Source organism: Acidocella sp., assembly GCF_027352905.1.
Classification (GTDB): Bacteria; Pseudomonadota; Alphaproteobacteria; order Acetobacterales; family Acetobacteraceae; genus Acidocella.
The window spans coordinates 84,311-102,424 of the sequence record NZ_DAIEIF010000037.1 but is presented as its reverse complement, the minus strand read 5'-3'; the positions used below and the strand labels follow the sequence as shown (position 1 = coordinate 102,424).

Annotated in this window: 18 protein-coding genes, 1 tRNA gene and 1 riboswitch; of the genes, 10 read left to right on the top strand and 9 right to left on the bottom strand. The window is 64.0% G+C overall.

Going from position 1 to position 18,114, the window contains the following annotated elements; translation table 11 throughout:
- The first annotated feature begins 223 nt into the window (after positions 1-223).
- The gene (locus tag M7H45_RS06990; protein ID WP_298215563.1) at positions 224-1,480 is read left to right on the top strand and encodes a hypothetical protein; all 1,257 of its coding nucleotides are present in this window, start codon (positions 224-226) and stop codon (positions 1,478-1,480) included.
- 338 nt (positions 1,481-1,818) lie between these two features.
- Here M7H45_RS06990 and M7H45_RS06985 read toward each other — a convergent pair.
- Positions 1,819-1,908, bottom strand: a tRNA-Ser gene (locus M7H45_RS06985).
- 181 nt (positions 1,909-2,089) lie between these two features.
- Here M7H45_RS06985 and rplU point away from each other — a divergent pair.
- The 6 genes from rplU (at position 2,090) to M7H45_RS06955 (ending at position 8,305) form a co-directional block, all read left to right on the top strand.
- Positions 2,090-2,404: a 50S ribosomal protein L21 gene (rplU, locus tag M7H45_RS06980; RefSeq protein WP_298215561.1), complete on the top strand. Its 315-nt coding sequence runs from the start codon at positions 2,090-2,092 to the stop codon at positions 2,402-2,404.
- A gap of 15 nt (positions 2,405-2,419) precedes the next feature.
- Entirely contained in the window at positions 2,420-2,689 is a 270-nt protein-coding gene (rpmA, locus tag M7H45_RS06975) for a 50S ribosomal protein L27 (protein WP_298215559.1), read from the top strand.
- A 67-nt stretch (positions 2,690-2,756) separates the two neighbouring features.
- Positions 2,757-3,782 carry a GTPase ObgE gene (obgE, locus tag M7H45_RS06970; protein WP_298215558.1) on the top strand — a complete coding sequence of 342 codons (1,026 nt, stop codon included), beginning with the start codon at positions 2,757-2,759 and terminating at the stop codon, positions 3,780-3,782.
- Entirely contained in the window at positions 3,766-4,908 is a 1,143-nt protein-coding gene (gene proB, locus M7H45_RS06965; protein WP_298215557.1) for a glutamate 5-kinase, read from the top strand. Before obgE ends, proB begins: the two co-directional genes overlap by 17 nt.
- Before the next feature lie 16 nt (positions 4,909-4,924).
- Positions 4,925-5,108: riboswitch (cobalamin riboswitch) on the top strand.
- Between the two features lie 89 nt (positions 5,109-5,197).
- Positions 5,198-7,183, top strand: a complete 1,986-nt coding sequence (locus M7H45_RS06960; protein WP_298215555.1) for a TonB-dependent siderophore receptor — start codon at positions 5,198-5,200, stop codon at positions 7,181-7,183.
- Between the two features lie 51 nt (positions 7,184-7,234).
- Positions 7,235-8,305 (top strand): glycosyltransferase, encoded by a 1,071-nt coding sequence (locus M7H45_RS06955; protein ID WP_298215553.1) that lies wholly within the window; start codon positions 7,235-7,237, stop codon positions 8,303-8,305.
- Here the strand turns inward: M7H45_RS06955 and M7H45_RS06950 are convergent.
- From M7H45_RS06950 to pstS, 7 genes are all read right to left on the bottom strand, one after another.
- Positions 8,201-8,638: a PaaI family thioesterase gene (locus M7H45_RS06950; protein ID WP_298215551.1), complete on the bottom strand. Its 438-nt coding sequence runs from the start codon at positions 8,636-8,638 to the stop codon at positions 8,201-8,203. The two genes, M7H45_RS06955 and M7H45_RS06950, sit on opposite strands and share 105 nt — an antisense overlap.
- Entirely contained in the window at positions 8,639-9,760 is a 1,122-nt protein-coding gene (locus M7H45_RS06945) for a 5-(carboxyamino)imidazole ribonucleotide synthase (protein ID WP_298215550.1), read from the bottom strand.
- Positions 9,757-10,239: a 5-(carboxyamino)imidazole ribonucleotide mutase gene (gene purE / locus M7H45_RS06940; protein ID WP_298215549.1), complete on the bottom strand. Its 483-nt coding sequence runs from the start codon at positions 10,237-10,239 to the stop codon at positions 9,757-9,759. The genes M7H45_RS06945 and purE overlap by 4 nt, the downstream gene beginning before the upstream one ends.
- A complete protein-coding gene (locus tag M7H45_RS06935; protein ID WP_298215548.1) occupies positions 10,236-10,439 on the bottom strand; it encodes a YdcH family protein in 204 nt (67 codons plus the stop codon). The genes purE and M7H45_RS06935 overlap by 4 nt, the downstream gene beginning before the upstream one ends.
- 132 nt (positions 10,440-10,571) lie before the next feature.
- Complete coding sequence (gene pstA / locus M7H45_RS06930) at positions 10,572-11,441, bottom strand: phosphate ABC transporter permease PstA (protein WP_298215547.1); 870 nt, start codon at positions 11,439-11,441, stop codon at positions 10,572-10,574.
- A complete protein-coding gene (gene pstC / locus M7H45_RS06925; RefSeq protein ID WP_298215545.1) occupies positions 11,422-12,345 on the bottom strand; it encodes a phosphate ABC transporter permease subunit PstC in 924 nt (307 codons plus the stop codon). Before pstC ends, pstA begins: the two co-directional genes overlap by 20 nt.
- Positions 12,346-12,406: 61 nt before the next feature.
- A complete protein-coding gene (gene pstS / locus M7H45_RS06920) occupies positions 12,407-13,459 on the bottom strand; it encodes a phosphate ABC transporter substrate-binding protein PstS (protein WP_298215570.1) in 1,053 nt (350 codons plus the stop codon).
- A 246-nt stretch (positions 13,460-13,705) separates the two neighbouring features.
- On the opposite strand from pstS, the gene M7H45_RS06915 reads away from it, so the two are divergent.
- Positions 13,706-14,449 (top strand): acetoacetate decarboxylase, encoded by a 744-nt coding sequence (locus M7H45_RS06915; protein WP_298215543.1) that lies wholly within the window; start codon positions 13,706-13,708, stop codon positions 14,447-14,449.
- Between the two features lie 14 nt (positions 14,450-14,463).
- Positions 14,464-15,249 carry a 3-hydroxybutyrate dehydrogenase gene (locus M7H45_RS06910; protein WP_298215541.1) on the top strand — a complete coding sequence of 262 codons (786 nt, stop codon included), beginning with the start codon at positions 14,464-14,466 and terminating at the stop codon, positions 15,247-15,249.
- 596 nt (positions 15,250-15,845) lie between these two features.
- Here M7H45_RS06910 and M7H45_RS06905 read toward each other — a convergent pair.
- Entirely contained in the window at positions 15,846-16,424 is a 579-nt protein-coding gene (locus M7H45_RS06905) for a cupin domain-containing protein (protein ID WP_298215540.1), read from the bottom strand.
- A gap of 340 nt (positions 16,425-16,764) precedes the next feature.
- Here M7H45_RS06905 and M7H45_RS06900 point away from each other — a divergent pair, with 340 nt between their 5' ends.
- Positions 16,765-18,114: a glutamine synthetase family protein gene (locus M7H45_RS06900; protein WP_298215539.1), complete on the top strand. Its 1,350-nt coding sequence runs from the start codon at positions 16,765-16,767 to the stop codon at positions 18,112-18,114.

The window sequence follows — 18,114 nt, the reverse complement described above, 5'->3', positions numbered from 1 at the left end:
CCGAGCATCTTGCACGCCTGGCTGACATTGCCGAGCTGCTTGGCCAATTCCAGCAGGCCGACCTTGGCGCGGATAATCTTCTGTTCCTTCGTCATCTTGGTTCTCCGTCTCCGCCGGTGAGCGGACGCGGTTCCTGCCTTGGGTGAAAACCGCGCCCGCCCACCGGCTCCAGCCTACGAAAACCAAAACCAAATGTCAGATTAAATCTGAGCTATTGTACATCATGCTCACCCACACCAATGACGAGGTGCGCGAACTGAACGAGGCCGCGCGCGACCGGATGCGCGCGGCGGGAGAGCTTGGCGATGACATGCGGGTGAAAGTCGAGCGCGGAACTCGCGCCTTCGCCACTGGCGACCGTCTCATGTTCCTGAAGAACGAGCGCGGGCTTGGCGTCAAGAATGGCACGCTCGGCGCCATCGAGCAGGTGAACGAACGGAGCATGACCGTCCGCACCGATGCCGGCCGCGCCGTGTCGTTCGACCTCAAGGACTATGCCCATGTCGATCATGGTTACGCGGCCACGCTCCACAAGGCGCAGGGCATGACCGTGGACCGGGTGCATGTACTGGCGACGCCCGGCATGGACAGCCACGGCGCCTATGTCGGCCTGTCCCGTCATCGCGACGGCGCCGAGCTTCATTACGGCCGTGACGACTTCAAGGACGAGGCCCGGCTTGTCCGCACCCTGTCGCGCGATCGGGCCAAGGATATGGCGTCGGATTACGAGCGGCTCGATCCGGCGCGGGATTACGCCGAGCGGCGCGGCATCACCTTCCGCGAGCGGGTGGAGCGGGTTGTCGAGATCGTCAAGCAGGCGCCGGAGAAGGTGCGCGGCATCTTCGACGGCCTGCGCCTGCCCGCCAATGGCACACTGGGGCTGGAACGGGCGGCGCCGGAAAGGAAGGTGGCGGAAGACCCCGAGGAAGCGTTGCGCCGCGCCCGCACGCGGGCGCTCGTCCGCCATGCCCGCGCCGTCAATGCAATCTTCGAGACGCAGGAGCAAGGCGGCAGGGCCAGCCCGGAGCAGGTGAAAGAATTGCAGGAGGCCCGCAAGGTCTTCGAGGAGGTGCGTCCCTACGGCTCGCACGACGCCGAAGCCGCCTACAAGAAGAACCCGGAACTGGCCCAGGAAGCGGCAACGGGTCGGGTCAACCGCGCCGTCCGCGCCCTCCAGCTCGAAACCGAGATGCGCACCGATCCCCAGCGCCGCGCCGACCGCTTCGTGGACCGCTGGCGCGAACTCGGCCAGGCTAGTCAGCGCCAGTATCAGGCGGGCGACATGGCCGGCTACAAGGTCACGCGGTCGGCGATGGGCGACATGGCGAAAAGCCTCGAACGCGACCCGCAGCTTGAATCGATCCTCGCCAATCGCAAGAAAGACCTCGGCATCGGGATCGAATCAGGCCGCCGACTCGGGCTTGAACTCGCTTTCAATCACGGCATCGACCTTGGCAGAGGCCGCAGCATCGGAGTGTAGAACCGTCCTTTTTACCGCCCCCTGTACCCCACACTACTACGACACCCAAATCCCTCTTGCACAACAATGAATCGTTGCTCTGTCCGGTCTCTGAAGCCGTCAGAAAGGACCAGCAGGAGGCAGCAGTCACGCCGCAAATGTTGAGCAAGTTCGCTCGCACCGCGCGCCAACGCATCCGCCTTGAAGGCGGCGGCTACCGCCGTGACCATCTTCGTGCGCTGGCCCAGCGCGTCGAGGTCGCCGAAGGCGAGGTCCGCATCGTGGGATCGAAGTCCCGGCTACTCCAGGCGCTTGTGGCGAACGGTAGCGTAAACGCAGTGCCCACTCAGGGACTGAAGTGGCGGAGAGGGTGGGATTCGAACCCACGGTACGCTTGCACGCACAACAGTTTTCGAGACTGCCCCAATCGGCCACTCTGGCACCTCTCCGGAGGTTGGCGGCTTATAGGCAAGGCTTCGTCCCATAGCAACCAGCCATCCCAAAACGCCGCCCTCATCCTGGGATGGCGGCATTGACAGCCGCGAGGGCCGGGCTATAACGCGCCACTCACGTGGCTGGGAATTCCCGGCCGCGCTTTTGGTTATGTGTCGATATTGATTGGATTAAACCATGTTCGCAGTCATCCGCACCGGCGGCAAGCAATACCGTGTCACGCCAGACGCGGTGCTGAAGGTTGAGAAGCTGGAGGCGGAAGCCGGCAGCACGGTCACGTTCACCGATGTTCTCGCCGTCGGCGGCGAGGGCGGGCTCAAGCTTGGCGCGCCCGTGGTGGCGGGGGCGACCGTTACCGCCACCGTCATCGCTCAGGACCGTCTGGACAAGGTCATCATTTTCAAGAAACGCCGCCGGCAGAATAGCCGCCGCAAAAACGGCCATCGCCAGCATGTGACAGTGCTGCGCGTTTCCGCCATCAACGCGGCTTAAAGGAGCAGCACACCCATGGCACATAAGAAAGCAGGCGGTTCGTCCCGCAACGGCCGCGATACCGAGGGCCGGCGTCTGGGCCTGAAGAAGGCGGGCGGCCAGGCGGTCACCGCCGGCAACATCCTCGTTCGCCAGCGTGGCACCAAGGTGAAGCCGGGCTCCAATGTCGGAGTGGGCCGCGACCACACGCTGTTCGCGCTGGTGGATGGCAAGGTCGTGTTTCAGCGTAAGGCGGATGACCGCGTGCATGTCTCCGTGCAGCCGGTGGCTCAGGCCGCCGAATAACACGCGGACGGGCGCCGCCCCTTAAGAAGCCGGCGCGTGCCGGCTTTTTTATTGCGAGCCTTGCGACATGAAGTTTCTGGATCAAGCGAAAATCTATCTGAAATCGGGCGATGGCGGCGATGGCGTTACCGCCTTCCGCCGGGAAAAATATGTCGAATTCGGCGGGCCGGATGGTGGTGACGGCGGGCGCGGCGGAGATATCGTCTTCGAATCGGTGGAGAATCTCAACACGCTGATCGATTTCCGTTACACCCAGCATTTTCGCGCCAAAAAGGGCGGCAATGGCGCGGGGTCGGACCGCACCGGGGCTGCCGCGCCAACCCTTGTCATCAAGGTGCCGGTCGGCACGCAGATTTTCGATGAAGACCGCGAGACCATGCTCGCGGATCTGGACAAGCCGGGCATGCGCATCGTGCTGCTGAAGGGCGGGGATGGCGGGTTTGGCAATGCCAGATATAAAACCTCGACGAACCGCGCCCCGCGCCGTTCCGATAAAGGGTGGCCGGGCGAGGAGCGCTGGGTCTGGCTGCGGCTCAAGCTCATCGCCGATGCCGGGCTGGTGGGCCTGCCCAATGCGGGGAAATCCACGTTTCTCAAATCCGTCTCCGGGGCCAACCCGAAGATCGCGGACTACCCCTTCACCACGCTCCACCCCCAGCTGGGCATGGTGCGGCTGAATATGGCCGAATCCTTCGTGCTGGCGGATATTCCCGGCCTGATCGAGGGCGCGCATGAGGGCACGGGGCTGGGCGACCGGTTTCTTGGCCATGTCGAGCGCTGCGCGGTGCTGCTGCATCTCATAGATGGCGCGGCGGGCCATGTGGTGGAGGCTTGGCGTACCATCCGCGCCGAGCTGGAAGCCTATGGAGGCGGGCTGGCCGAGAAACCCGAGATCGTGGTGCTGAACAAGGCCGATGCGATGACCCCGCGCGAATTGGCGAGCCGCAAGGCGGCGCTGGCCAAAGCCTCCGGGGCCAAGGTGATGGCGATCTCCGCGGTCACCGGTGCCGGCGTGCCGGAAGTGCTGCGCGCTCTTCAGGATGTCATCAACGAGACCAAAGCCGCGCGGGCCGGGCATGACGCCCTCGCTTAAAACGGCCCGGCGCGTCGTCGTGAAAATCGGCAGCGCCCTCATCGTCGATCCGCAGACGGCTGGGCCGCGCGAGGCCTGGCTGCGCGGCGTCGCCCAGGATATCGCGGAGCTGGCAGGGCAGGGGAAGGAGGTGATCATCGTCTCCTCCGGCGCCATCGCCCTCGCCCGCCGTCAGCTTGGCCTGAGCGGAACCAGATTACGCCTGGATGAAAAACAGGCCGCCGCCGCCGTCGGCCAGATCAGGCTCGCCCAGGCCTGGGCGCAAACCCTGGCGGAACGAGGGCTGGTCGCCGCGCAATTGCTGATCACCCTGGGGGATACGGAGAACCGCCGCCGCTATCTCAACGCCCGCGCCACTCTCTCCACCCTGCTCTCGCTGGGGTGCGTGCCGGTGATCAATGAGAACGATTCGGTGGCCACCGCCGAGATCCGCTATGGCGATAATGACCGCCTGGCCGCGCGCGTGGCGGAGATGATGCAGGCGGACGCGCTGGTGCTGCTCTCCGATATCGACGGGCTTTACACCGCCGATCCGCGCAAGGATCCGCATTCCACCCATATTCCCGTGGTGGAGACGCTGACGCCCGAGATCATGGCCATGGGGGGCGAGCCGCCGCCCGGCTATTCCTCCGGCGGCATGCGCACCAAGCTGGAGGCGGCGCGTATCGCCACCCAGGCGGGCTGCGCCATGGCCATTGCCCTGGGCAGGCGGGAGCGACCGCTCGCGGCCATGCTGGCCGGGGTGAAATGCACCTGGTTCATGCCGGCGCCGGAAGGCCGCTCCGCCCGCAAGAACTGGATCGCCGGGCATTTGGCGCCGGCGGGAGCGCTCGTGGTGGATGAGGGGGCGGCCCTTGCCCTCGCCAAGGGCTCATCGCTGCTGCCTGCGGGGATAAGGCAGGTGCAAGGCGTGTTCGAGCGCGGGGACCCGGTGGATGTGATGACGCTGGATGGGCGGCGCATCGCCCGGGGGCTCGCCGCCTATTCCAGCGCCGATGCCGCCATCATCGCCGGGCACCGCTCGGAGGATTTCGAGGCGCTGCTCGGCTTTCGCGGGCGGGACGAGGTGATTCACCGCGATGATCTGGTGTTGTTGCAGCCGCGCCCGGCTTTGCCCCTTGCCTGAACGGAACCATCCGGTTACGTGACGGGCAGATGCAGGTGATCCGGGTGACCGGATTGAAACGGGAACGCGGTGGAACGCCGCGGCTGCCCCCGCAACTGTAAGCGGCAAGCCCGCCCCACAGGCCATTGCCGGGACCGGCGAGAAGGCGGGGCGGCGCGGCGCCGCGAGCCAGGAGACCGGCCGGCATCGAGACATTCGCGCGTTTCCGGGCGGGGTGAACCGGCAATGAAGGGGTTGAAAGTCCCCGAGCCACTGTCGCCGGTTACGTCATGCGATGGGGGTTTATCCCATGTTCAAATCCATTTCCCTAGGTGCTGTCTGCGCCAGCGTTCTGGCGCCTTGCGCTCTGGCCCAGACCGTTCCCGTTCCCGTTAACAGCGTGCCGATCACGGTCTCGGCCACGCGGGTCGCCACCCCGGTGGACCAGGTGGCGGCGGGGGTCACCGTGTTGACCGCCCGGCAGATGCAGGAGCGCGGCGATGTCACGCTGGTGGATGCGTTGCAAGGTGTGCCGGGGCTCAATGTTGTGCAATCGGCCGGGCCGGGCAATGCCGCCAGCGTATTCATCCGCGGCACGAATTCAGAGGATGTTCTGGTGCTGCTGGACGGCGTGCCGGTGAACGACCCCTCCAATGCCAACGGAGCGTTCAATTTCGGCACGCTGTCCGTGCAGGATGTGCAGCGGATCGAGGTGATTCGCGGCGCGATGTCCGGGCTTTACGGCTCCGGCGCCATTGGCGGCGTCATCGATATCATCACCCGGCGCGGCACCGCCGGCACCCAGGCCAGCGTGACGGCGGCGGGCGGCTGGCCCGCCCAGGGCCAGAGCAGCGCCAGCCTCTCCGGCACGAGGGGGGCGCTGGATTACGCGCTGACCGGTGCGGTGGACGAGGAGGCGGGCTGGGACGCGGTGCCGACCCGCATGCAGGGGCTGCGCCAGAATGTTCAGGACCCGTACCGCACGCGGCTGGGCTCGCTGCAGCTCGGCTACACCTTTCCCGACGATACGCGCGTTTATGGCATCCTGCGCGCCCAGGCGACGGATTCCGCCTTTCCCAACCTGGCCTACCCGCTTTACGATGATCCCAATGATTACGACTATAATGATAATTTCTTTTCCAAATTCGGGGTCACCACCACCCGGCTGAACGGCCGTCTCCATAGCGATCTCTTCGTCTCCTGGCAGCAAAACCGTCTGTTCAACAGCAACCTGCTGGATGCGGAAGATCCCAACCAGGCCAGCGCGCACGACACCTATCATGGCACCCGCGCGGATACGCAGTGGAACAACACGCTCCGCCTGCCCGACACCGCCACGCTCACCCAGTCCGATCTGCTGTTCGGGGCGGAATACATGAACGACACGGCGGATGACACCGTGAATGAGACGAGCTTCGGCTATCCGTTTCTTGAGACGGCGCACGGCTCCCAGCATAGCTGGTCCGGGCATCTGGGCGTGCAGACCACCTGGCTTGGCCGCCTCACCCTCACCGGCGCGCTGCGCGATGATTCGGTTTCCAGTTTTGGCCACGCCATCACCTGGCGGGCGGGCGCGGTGCTGGCCCTGCCGGAGATCGACGCCAGCCTGAAGGCCGCCGTGGGCACCGGTTTTCATGCCCCGTCTCTGTTCGATCTCTATTACGTTGACAGCTATGGCGATCGCGGCAATCCCAATCTTCGCCCGGAATATTCGACGAGCTGGGAGATCGGCCCCGAATTCGTCATCCCCGGCTTCGGGCAATCCGATTTCGCGGATCTTTCCGCCACCTATTTCTGGACGAAGGCGCGCGACCTGATCCAATTCGTGCAGCAGCCCGATTACAGCTATATGGAGGAGAATATCGGCCGCGCGACGCTGAACGGCGTGGAGACCGATTTCATCTTCCACCCCGCTTCATGGCTGAACGCCGAATTCACCTATACCTATACCAGGGCGGTGCAGAATGATAACGGCCCGGCTTTGCTGCGCCGGCCGCAGAATACCGGCAGCGTCTCCGCCACCATCCGGCCGGTCCCGGCTCTCTCCCTTACCCCGCAAGTGCAATATACCGGGCGCTTCGCGGATTACCTCTATGACGATAGCGGCTTTCCCGCCGGTACCGGCAGCTCCGACCCGGGCACGGTGGTGAACATGAATGTGCAATACCGGCTGGACCGGCATTTTACCTTGTTCGTCAGCGGCCGGAACATTCTCAACTCGCATTTCGAATCGCCGAACGGGCTGATGATTCCCGGCGCCTCGGTGCTGGCCGGCATTCGCGCCGCCATCGAATAGCGTTATTGCCAGCCGCTGGGGATCGCGACTAGGCTCGCGCCGGAGCCGCCCTTGACCGAATCGCCTGATCCCTCGCCCCGCATCGCCGTGCTGATTCCCTGCTTCAACGAGGCGGCCACCATCGCCGGGGTGGTGCGGGAGTTCCGGGCGGCGCTGCCCGGCGCCGTCATCCACGTCTATGATAATAATTCCACCGATGGGACCCGCGCCATCGCCGCGGCGGCCGGGGCGGTGGTGCGCGGCGAGACCCTGCAAGGCAAGGGCCATGTCGTGCGGCGCATGTTCGCGGATGTGGAGGCGGATGCCTATGTGCTGGTGGATGGCGATGGCACCTACGAGGCCGCCGCCGCGCCCGCCATGGTCCGCCGCCTGCTGGAAGAGCAGCTCGATATGGTCAACGGCCTCAGGGTTGAGGAGGCCGGACGGGGCATGGCCGCCTACCGGCGCGGCCACCGCGCCGGTAACCGCGTGCTCTCCGGGCTGATGCGCATGGTGTTTGGCGACCGTGTGCAGGACATGCTCTCCGGCTACCGCGTGTTCTCGCGCCGCTTCGTGAAGACCTTTCCGGCTCTCGCCTCGGGGTTCGAGACCGAGACGGAGTTCACGATCCATGCCCTCGACATGCTGATGCCGGTGGCGGAAATGCCGACGCGCTACCGCGAGCGCCCGCCCGGCTCGGTCTCCAAGCTGCGCACCTATTCGGATGGCTGGCGGATTCTCAACACCATCATCAAGCTGGTGAAAGAGGAACGGCCCTTGCAATTCTTCTCCCTCGCCGGGCTGGTACTGCTGGTGCTGGCGCTGCTCATCGCCCTGCCGGTGCTGGTGACCTTCTTTCAAACCGGGCTGGTGCCGCGCCTGCCCACGGCGGTGCTCGCCACCGGGCTGGTGATGGTGGCGATGCTTTCCTTCACCTGCGGGCTGATCCTCGATTCCGTCGCGCGCGGGCGGCGGGAGACCAAGCGGCTCGCCTATCTGGCGGTGCCGCGCTGGCAGGCCCCGCCCGGCTTCCCGGACTCAGGGAAGGGCATAGCCGACGGTGGAATGGGCAATCAGCCGGTCCTCGCTTCGCTGCCAGATTCTGATCTCGGCGCTGGCGAGGCGGCGGCCCAGCTTGAGTAGGCGGGCATCCACGAAAATCGGCTCGAACCGGCAGGCGCGCAAAAAGGAAATGGAGAGCGCGTTGGTCACCGCCATCGCTTCCGGCCCGTTGAACGCGGCGATCACCAGATAGGCGGCGCAATCGGCCAGGGCCATGAGGGTTGGTCCGGAGACGATATTGCCGGGCCGCGCCATGCTGGGGGTAGGGTCGAGCCGCATCCGCAGCCCTTCCGGTGCGATGCTGACGACCTCGCCCAGGGTCTGCCGCGTGTGCATTGGAAAGGCCGCGTCAAGAAAGGCGGTGAGTTCCGCCACATCCATGCGGGGTTGGAGCGAGACGGTCTCCTGGTCCATTTAGATCTCCTTTAAGATTAGCGCGGCTTCGATGCCGAATTCTCCCGGCAGCCCCCCTTTGGGAAAGAGCCGGTTGTAATGCCCCATCTTGCGGCCGGGCCGGGCCTCGCGCTTGCCGTAATGATGGGGAATGAGCCCCGGCGTGGCGAGGATGCGCGGCCAGAGGGCCATATCCTCCGGTCCGATGAGGTTTTTCATCACCGCGTCGGAATGGCGGGTGGCGGGCGGCAGGGGCAGCCCGGCGACGGCGCGGATATGCATCTCGAACTGGCCGCAGGGACAGGCATCCATGCTCCAATGGCCGGAATTATGCGGGCGGGGGGCGATTTCATTGGCCAGCACCCGGCCATCCGCCGTCACGAACATCTCCAGGCCGAGGATGCCCACCAACTCCAGCCGCGCCGCCAGCTTGCGGGCCATCTCCTCCGCCATGGCGAGGCAGTCCGGCGGCAACGGGGCCGGGGCGAGCGTCATGTCCAGGATATGGTGGCGGTGGCGGTTCTCCACCGTATCGAAGCAGCGGATCGTTCCGTCCAGCCCGCGCGCGGCCATTACGGAAATCTCGGCCGCGAAATCCACGAAGCCTTCCAGCACCAGGGGCTTGGGAGACAACCGGGCGAAGGCGGGCGCTAGATCCGTCTCTGAGCGCAGCACCGCCTGGCCTTTGCCGTCATAGCCGAGCCGCGTGGTCTTCAGCACGGCGGGAAGGCCGAAGCGCGCGGCGGCCTCGCGCAAATCCTCCAGGCTCTCGACCCTCGCCCAGGGGGCGGTGGCAAGTCCCGCCTCGTTGAGAAAGCTTTTTTCCAGGAGGCGGTCCTGGCTGATGGCCAGGATGCGTGGCCCCGGGCGCACGGGCTTAAGGCTGTCCAGCAGGGCCAGGGCCTGGGCAGGCAGGTTCTCGAACTCGAAGGTGATGACGTCCACCGCCTCGGCGAAGCGCCGCAACGCCTCCAGATCCTCATAGGGGGCGATGCTGTGCCGCGCCGCCACCTGGGCGGCGGGCGAGCCGGACTCCGGCGAGTAGATATGGACGAGAAAGCCGAGCCGCGCCGCCGCCATCGCGGACATCCGGCCAAGCTGCCCGCCGCCGATGATGCCGATCACCCCGCCCGGCTGGATCATGCCGGGTCTTCCGGCACGCTCGCGCTCTGCTCGGCCCGCAGCGCCGCCACCCGCGCCGCCAGGGCCGGGTCGGCGAGGGCCAGGACGGACGCGGCGAATAGCCCGGCATTGACAGCGCCGGGCTTGCCGATGGCGAAGGTGGCCACCGGCACCCCGCCCGGCATTTGCACGATGGAGAGCAGGCTGTCCTGCCCCTGCAATACCGTGGCGGCCACCGGCACGCCGAGCACGGGCAGATTGGTCATGGCCGCCGCCATGCCCGGCAGATGCGCGGCCCCCCCCGCGCCGGCGATGATGAGCTTGAGTCCCCTGGCCTCGGCGGAGGTGGCGTAAGCGTAGAGCCGCGCCGGGGTGCGGTGGGCCGATACCACCTTGGCCTCATGGGCGATGCCGAGCGTTTCCAGAATCCGGGCGGCGTGCTCCATGACCGGCCAGTCCGAGCGGCTGCCCATGATAATCCCGACGAGAGGCTGGGTCATGCCGTCCAATCCGGGATCAGCCGGCTTTCCAGCCGCGAGATTTCGTCTTTTAGCGCCAGCTTGCGTTTCTTCAGCCGTTGCAGGTGCAGCTGGTCGGCCGGCGCTTGCTCGCCGATGCGGGAAATCACGGTGTCGAGATCGCGATGCTCGCTGCGCAACGCGTGGAGCCGGCGCAGCAAATTGTCTTTATCGGTGAGCATGGGCGAGCAATAGAGAAAATCGACCGCCTCTGAAACCTGATTTTTCGCGGGCGCGGCACCTCAATCGAGAATACGGGCCATGATCTCGGCGCGGCGGCGTTTCTACGGGCAATGGCGCGCACGGCCCCGGATTTAACCGTGATCGCGCCGGCGCAGGGTGAGCCTGACGCCGATATTGATGGCCAGAACCACCAGCATGACCAGGAACGCCGCCGCGAAGGCGAGGGCATGGGATTTGGCGTCCGGCTGGTCGATGAAGGTCCAGATCACATAAGTGAGATAGGCGACCGGCTCATGGGTGAACCGCCCGTCCCAGCCATAATTGGACCAGCCGGCGGTATAGATCAGCGGCGCGGTTTCCCCTACCGAGATGGCCAAAGCGAGCAGGGCGCCGGTGAGCACCCCGGACGAGGCCGCCGGCAGCACCACCTTGAAAATCACGGCCGCATCTCCCGCGCCTAGGGCATAGGCCGCCTCGCGCATAGAATTGGGAACCTGCTGCAAGGCAAGCTCGGTAATGCGGGCGAGATAGGGGACGATGAGAATGGCGATGGTGATCGCCGCGGCGGCGAGCGAGAACCCCCAGCCGAAACCGATGATCAGCACGATATAGGAAAAATAGCCGAGGATGATGGAGGGCGTGCCGGTCAGCGTGTCCGACATGAAGCGGATGGCGCTGCCCAGGCGGTTTTTCCCGTATTCTGAGAGATGGATGCCCGCCCCCACCCCCAGCGGGACGGCGATGACCATGGCGAAGATCGTGATGAGCAGCGTGCCCTCTATGGCGTTGAGCAGCCCGCCATTGGGACCGGTGGTATTTTCCGTGAACAAATGGGGGGAGAAGGCCGAGAGGCCGCGCCACGCCACGACGGCGACGATATCCAGCAGGGGCGCGATCACCAGAGCGAGACCGATACCGCACAAAACCCAGCCGATCCGGCTGGTTATGAGCCGGCGCGTTTCCAGGGCCGAGCGGGGGGCGTTAAGCGCGCTTGCGGACATGCAAAGCTCCGGAGGTGAGAAGTTTGGCGGCGGCATTCACCAACAGGGTGATGATGAACAGGACGAGCGCGATTTCAGCCAAGGCGCGGACCGACATGTTGGTGGGATCGGCCTCCGCGCTGTCCAGCTGCCCGGCGACGAAGGAGGCGATGGTGGAAATGGGCGAGAAGAGGGAGGTGGGCAGTATATTGACGCCCCCGCCCGAGACCATCAACACCGCCATCGTCTCCCCGAGCGCCCGGCCAAGCGCCAGCACGATGCCGCCGATTAACGTGGGTCGCACCATGGGCAGCATGACCTTGCCGACCACCTCGAAATGCGTGGCCCCCAGGGCGAAGGCGGATTCGCGGTTTTCACGCGGCACCTGCATCAGCGCGTCCAGCAGGGTGGAGGCGATGATAGGCGTAATCATCAGGGCAAGGACGATGCTGGCCGCGAGCAGCCCGTACCCATTGCCATCCGGCGAAAGATGGCTGCCGATGAACGGGATGAGCACCGCGATGCCCCACAGGCCGAACACGACGGAGGGCACCACCGCGATCAGTTCCACCAGCATGGAGAGGACCGGGCGGATGCGCGGCGGGATGATCTCGGCCAGGAAGATGGCGGCTCCCATGGCCAGGGGCACGGCGATGAGAATGGCGATGGCGGAGGAGGCCAGCGTGCCGACGACGAAAACGAGGATGCCGTAATTGGCCCCGGCGGGAACCTGGATGCCCCGCACCACGACCGGATCGTCATATAAATCACCCAGATTCCAGTTAACCTGCGTCAGAAAATGCAGGCCATTGAAAATCATGGCCGGACCGGAATAGAGAATCAGAAACAAAACGACCGCGCAGAGCGCGGCGGGAATCAGCAGGCTGAGGCCGAGCACGGCGAGGCGGAAGGGGCGGAGGGTCATGGCTCACCTATGAGCGGTCCCGCCCTCCCGGAACGACCAGAAGAGGGCGGGTTTTTATCCGTTACTGAATTTTGGCGATCTGGGCCTTGGAAAGTTCCACCACGGCGGACGGCAGAGGCAGGAAATGGACCTTGTTGAGGTATTGCGGGCTGTTGCCCTCGGTGATCGCCCAGGTCAGAAAATCCCGCACCGCGGCGGCGATGGCGGCGGCGGGCTGATGGCTGTTGACGATGGCGTACTCGTAATTGACGATCGGGTAGGATTGGGGGCCGTCCGCGAAGATCATGCTGATACGTTCATCAGGTGGGGTATGATCGGCCACGCTCTGGGCCGCGGCGCCGATCGTCTCGGGCGTGGGCAAGAGGTAATTGCCGGCCTTGTTGAGCAGCGCGGCCTGGCCGAGCCCGGCCTCAGCCGCCTGGCTGGCGAAGGAGATGCCGATATAGGCGATCGAATACGGGTTGGCCTTGGCGGCGGCCAGCATGCCGGAATTACCCTTGGCCCCCAGCGCGCCGGAAACAGCCGGCCAGGAGACCGCCGTGCCGTATTTTATGGTCGAACCCCATTGCGGGTCGGATTCGGAAAGATATTGAGTGAAGATGAAGGTGTCGCCCGATCCATCAAGGCGGTGGATGGGGATGATGACATGGTCTGGCAGGCTCACGCCGGGATTGGCTTGGGCGATGGCGGGGTCGTTCCACTTGGTGATCTTGCCGGAATAAATGCCGGCGAGGATAGGCCCGGACAGCTTGAGCCCGGTAACCCCCGGCAAATTATAGTTGACGGCCTGGCTGGAAATGGCCAGCGGGATGTTGAGCATCCCGGGATTCTTTTTCATCATCGCATCGGACATATAGGCGTCGGACGCGCCGATATTGACCAGACCCTTGATCGCCTGGGCGATGCCAGCGCCGGAGCCGGTGGAGGTGGTGGTGATGTCGGCCCCCGGGTGGGTGGCGCCGTAGGCGGCGACCCAGATGTTGAAGAGCGGGTAGAGCAGGCTGGAGCCGCTCTCGATCAATGGCACGGCCGTCGTGTCGGCCTGAGCCGCGGGGAGGCCGGCCATGGCGGTGATGGCGAGAGCGGCGGCGCCGGCGCGGAGGAAAGACATCATCTTCACGTTCGCGTTCCTTCTGTTGGGCTTAAAATACGTTGGTTTAGGCCAGCGCGGGGTGACCGGCTTGCCCCCGCAATAATTCACCGCCCTGATAATGGCGACGGGATTTGCGTTGCAATTGGATGACATTTTCGGGCGTGGGCGCTCTGGGGCGAGCCGGTCCAAACCCCTATGTTACGGAAAGGTCATGTGGTTTCCGGCCATTCCAGCCTACATATCGCCTTGTTTCAGAGGGGGTTTTCAATGACGCGAGACGAGATTCTAAATGCCACCTCGATGCCGCTGGCCTCGCCCAGCTATCCCAAGGGTCCCTACCGGTTTTCCAATCGCGAATATCTTTTGATCCATTATGAAACCGACCCCGACATGCTGCGGGCGCTGCTGCCCGAGCCTTTGGAGCCGGATGGAAACGATGTTTTCTTCGAGTGGATGAAGATGCCGGATTCTACGGGGTTCGGGGATTACGAGGAGAGCGGCTGCGGCATCTCCGCGCTTTATGACGGCGTTCCCTGCAATTATAGCGTCATGATGTATCTCGACGATGAATCGCCGACCACCGGCGGCCGCGAGATTTGGGGGTTTCCCAAGAAATACGGCATTCCCCGGTTGAAGACGATCCACGAAACGCTGACCGGAACACTCCATTACGATGAAGAGCGGGTGGCGTTGGGCACGATGGTCTACAAGCAGAAGCGCGTCGACCCCGCCGAGGCCATCACCGGCATGAAGAAGCTCAACGTGAACCTCAAATGGGTTCCGGATGTCGACGGTAGCCCCAAGGTCGCGCAGCTGGTCGGCTATTATCTTGAAAATATCGACCTGAAATTCGCCTATACCGGACTGGCGCGGCTGCATCTGGTGCCGCACGCCAATTGCCGTCTGGCCGATTTACCGGTCAAGAAAATTCACTACGGCATGCATCTCTGTGCTGATTTGACACTCCCCTATGGCCGGGTGTTGCATGATTATCTCGCTGAACCAGACTAGCAGAGGAGAAAGACATGGCCTTGAAGGGTAAGGTTGCGTTGGTCACCGGCTCCACCAGCGGCATCGGCCTGGGGATCGCCAGGGCTCTGGCGGCCGAGGGGGCGGATATCATGCTGAATGGTTTTGGCGATGCGGATGATATTGAAAAATTGCGGGCCGGCATGGAAAAGGAATTCACCATCAAGGCCGCTTATGACGGCGCCGATCTCAGCAAGCCGGACCAGGTGGCGGCGCTGGTGCAGAAAACCCAGGAGGCGCTGGGCGGTCTGGACATATTGGTCAATAATGCCGGAATCCAGTTTACCGCCCCGGTGGAGGAGTTCCCCGACGCAAAATGGGAAGCCATCATTTCCATCAACCTCTCCGCGGTGTTTTATGGCATGAAGGCGGCGATTCCCGTGATGAAGAAGAAGAAATGGGGCCGCATCATCAACATCGCCTCCGCGCATGGGCTTGTCGCCAGCCCGCACAAGGTGGCCTATGTCGCGGCCAAGCACGGCGTGGTGGGAGCCACCAAGGTGGCCGCCATCGAGACCGCCAATGACGGGATCACCGTCAATGCCATTTGCCCGGGCTGGGTGCTGACGCCGCTGGTGGAAAGGCAGCTGCAGGACCGCGCCAAGGAAGCGGGAACCGACGTGGAGACGGAGAAGAAGAAGATGCTCCAGGAAACCCAGCCCATGCTGACATTTTCGACGCCGGAGGAGATCGGCGCGCTGACGGTCTTTCTCTGTTCAGACGGCGCGGCGACGATGACCGGCGCGCCCATCTCCATCGATGGCGGTTGGGTGGCCCATTAGCCGGACCCGCTTGACGCGGCTGATTTCAGGCCGGAGCTGGACGCCAGCCCGGCCTGATTTGCGTTTCAGGCGGCGGGCCATGCGAGGGTGGCGATAACAGGCTCCGCCGCGCCGGAAACCACCGGAGGCTGGGGTTGAACGGCCACGGGCGCGGGGGCGACTGATGATGAAGCCAGGAGTGTATCCGCTTCACCTGGTTTTGCCTGCCATGACCCCGACCGGCGGAAACGCGGAACCGCCCACAGGATAATGCCGTGGGAAGCAAGGCTGGTCATCGGATGGTCCTTTATTGGTCGGGATCAGTAAGGCTTCTAAGGCCGAGCCTATATCACCCCTCTCGCCCGACAACATGAGCGGAAGATTAAAATATAAGGAAATCATTAATAAGGGCGGAGACTGTCGGCTTCCGCGATAGGCGTTGCATCAGATGTCATACAGCCCTGGATGATCGGGCGGATGTGCAGGGCAGCGCCGCCGCGCCGCTGGCCTTGCGGCACGCCCGGCAGAAACAGATATCCGCCACATCGCCGGGTTCGTGATCGAAGGAATAGGTGATGCCACCGCAAAAGGCAGCCCCGGTGGGATGAATGCCCATGTCAAAAGGTCGGGGGCGTGTTGGCACTGATCAGCACGCAGGGCTCCGTACCGGCATTGCGAAAACGGTGCGGGATATCCGAGCGGAAATAATAGGCATCTCCGGGGAAAAGGGTGCGCTCCTGCGGGCCCACCGTCACCGTCAACCTGCCGGAGACGACGATGCCGCATTCCTCCCCCTCATGGCGCAGCATGGTGTCGCCCGTATCTGCGCCGGGCTGATAGACCTCCCGTAACATGCCGAGCGCCCTTCCCTTGGCCCGCCGCCCGACGAGCCGCATGGAAATTTCCGGCTGGTGGGCGATCTCCGTCAGCTCATCTCCTGAGAAGAAGACCTCATCGGTAGGCGCGAAATTCAAAGTGAAAAAATCGGCGAGGGAGAGGGGGACCCCGTCCAGGATTTTTTTGAGCGAGGAGATTGAAGGGCTGACGCGATTCTGCTCGATCAGTGAAATCGCCCCGTTGGTCACCCCGGCGCGGCGCGCCAATTCCCGCTGGGTAAGGCCGAAAATTTGGCGGACCAGTTTCAGCCTGGCGCCGATATCCTCGGGCGGAGCCTCATCCTGCAAGGCCAATGACATGGGCTTCATCCTAGCGTTTAGTATATTCAACAAATTTATGAGGGTTCTCGCGGCCTGGCAACAAGAAGGGCCAACGCGCACCGCGCCCATACGAATATTCTTGACGGGTATGGAGCGGTGGGCGAGACTGGCCGCGGCAGAGAACCGAGGATTTGCGTGCTTTGGAAGGCTGGGCCATTCAGAATTGATTCATCGTGATCGCGAGACGGCGGGACATTTAATCCCCGCCCCAGCCATTCGCCTTTAGGCGAGGGAGCAAACGATTTCAATGACAAGTCACGGATAGGCCGCCGGGTCGAGGGAGGCCGGCAGCGGCGGGTCCGGGCCCAGCGAGGATAGCATGAGCGAGCAGATCAATCTCAAGGAATGGTTCGACGAACACCGCATCACGGAAGTCGAGTGCCTGGTGCCTGATATCACCGGCATCCCGCGCGGCAAGATCATGCCCGCCGAGAAATTCGCCAAGGGCGGCGCCCCCCGCCTGCCGGAGGCGATCTTCATCCAATCGGTGACCGGGGAGTATCCGGACGATCCGCAGGATAAGCTGACCGACCCCGCCATCATCGACATCAAGCTGATCCCCGATGTCTCAACCGTGCGGCTGGTGCCCTGGGCACACGAGCCGACGGCCCAGATCATCCATGATTGCCAATACGCGAATGGCGAGCCGGTGCCGATCGCGCCGCGCCAAGTGCTCCAGCGGGTTCTGAGACTTTACGAGGAGAAAGGCTGGAAGCCGGTGCTGGCGCCAGAACTGGAATTCTACCTTGTCGCCCGCAATACCGATCCGGATTATCCGCTGGTGCCGCCGGTCGGGCGCTCGGGCCGGCAGGAGAGCGGCCGGCAGAGTTATTCCATCGACGCGGTGAACGAATTCGACCCGCTTTTCGAGGAGATGTACGATTTCTGCGATTTGCAGGAGATGGATCTCGACACGCTGATCCATGAGGAGGGGGCGGCGCAGGTCGAGATTAATTTCCTGCATGGCGATCCGCTGCATCTGGCCGACCAGGTCTTTCTTTTCAAGCGCACCGTGCGGGAGGTGGCGCTGCGCCACAACATTTATGCCACCTTCATGGCCAAGCCGATGGGCGGCGAGCCGGGCAGCGCCATGCATGTGCACCAGAGCGTGGTGGACCCCGGAACCGGTGAGAACCTCTTTGCCGGGCCGGACGGCAAAGCCAGCCCCTTGTTCAAAAATTATCTGGCCGGGCTGCAGAGATACATCCCCGCGGTCATGCCGATTTTTGCTCCCAATGTGAATTCCTACCGGCGCCTGACTCGCTTCTCCAACGCGCCGATCAACCTGCAATGGGGATATGACAACCGTACCTGCGGCCTGCGCGTGCCCTTTGGCGAGCCAGCGGCGATGCGCGTGGAAAACCGGGTGCCGGGCGCCGACGCCAATCCCTATCTCGCCTTCGCGGCGACTTTGGCGTGCGGCTATCTCGGCATGGTTCAGGATTTACAGGCGACGCCCGAGCAGATTGGCTCCGCCTATGCGGGGGAATACACCTTGCCGCGCGAGCTTTCCCATGCGCTGGATCTGATGGAAGCCTCCCAGCCGATTCGCGATGCGCTGGGCGGCAAGCTCGTCGATGTGCTGGTGGCGGTGAAGCGGCTGGAATACGAGACCTATTTGCGGGTCATCTCCTCCTGGGAGCGTGAGCATTTGCTGCTGAACGTCTAG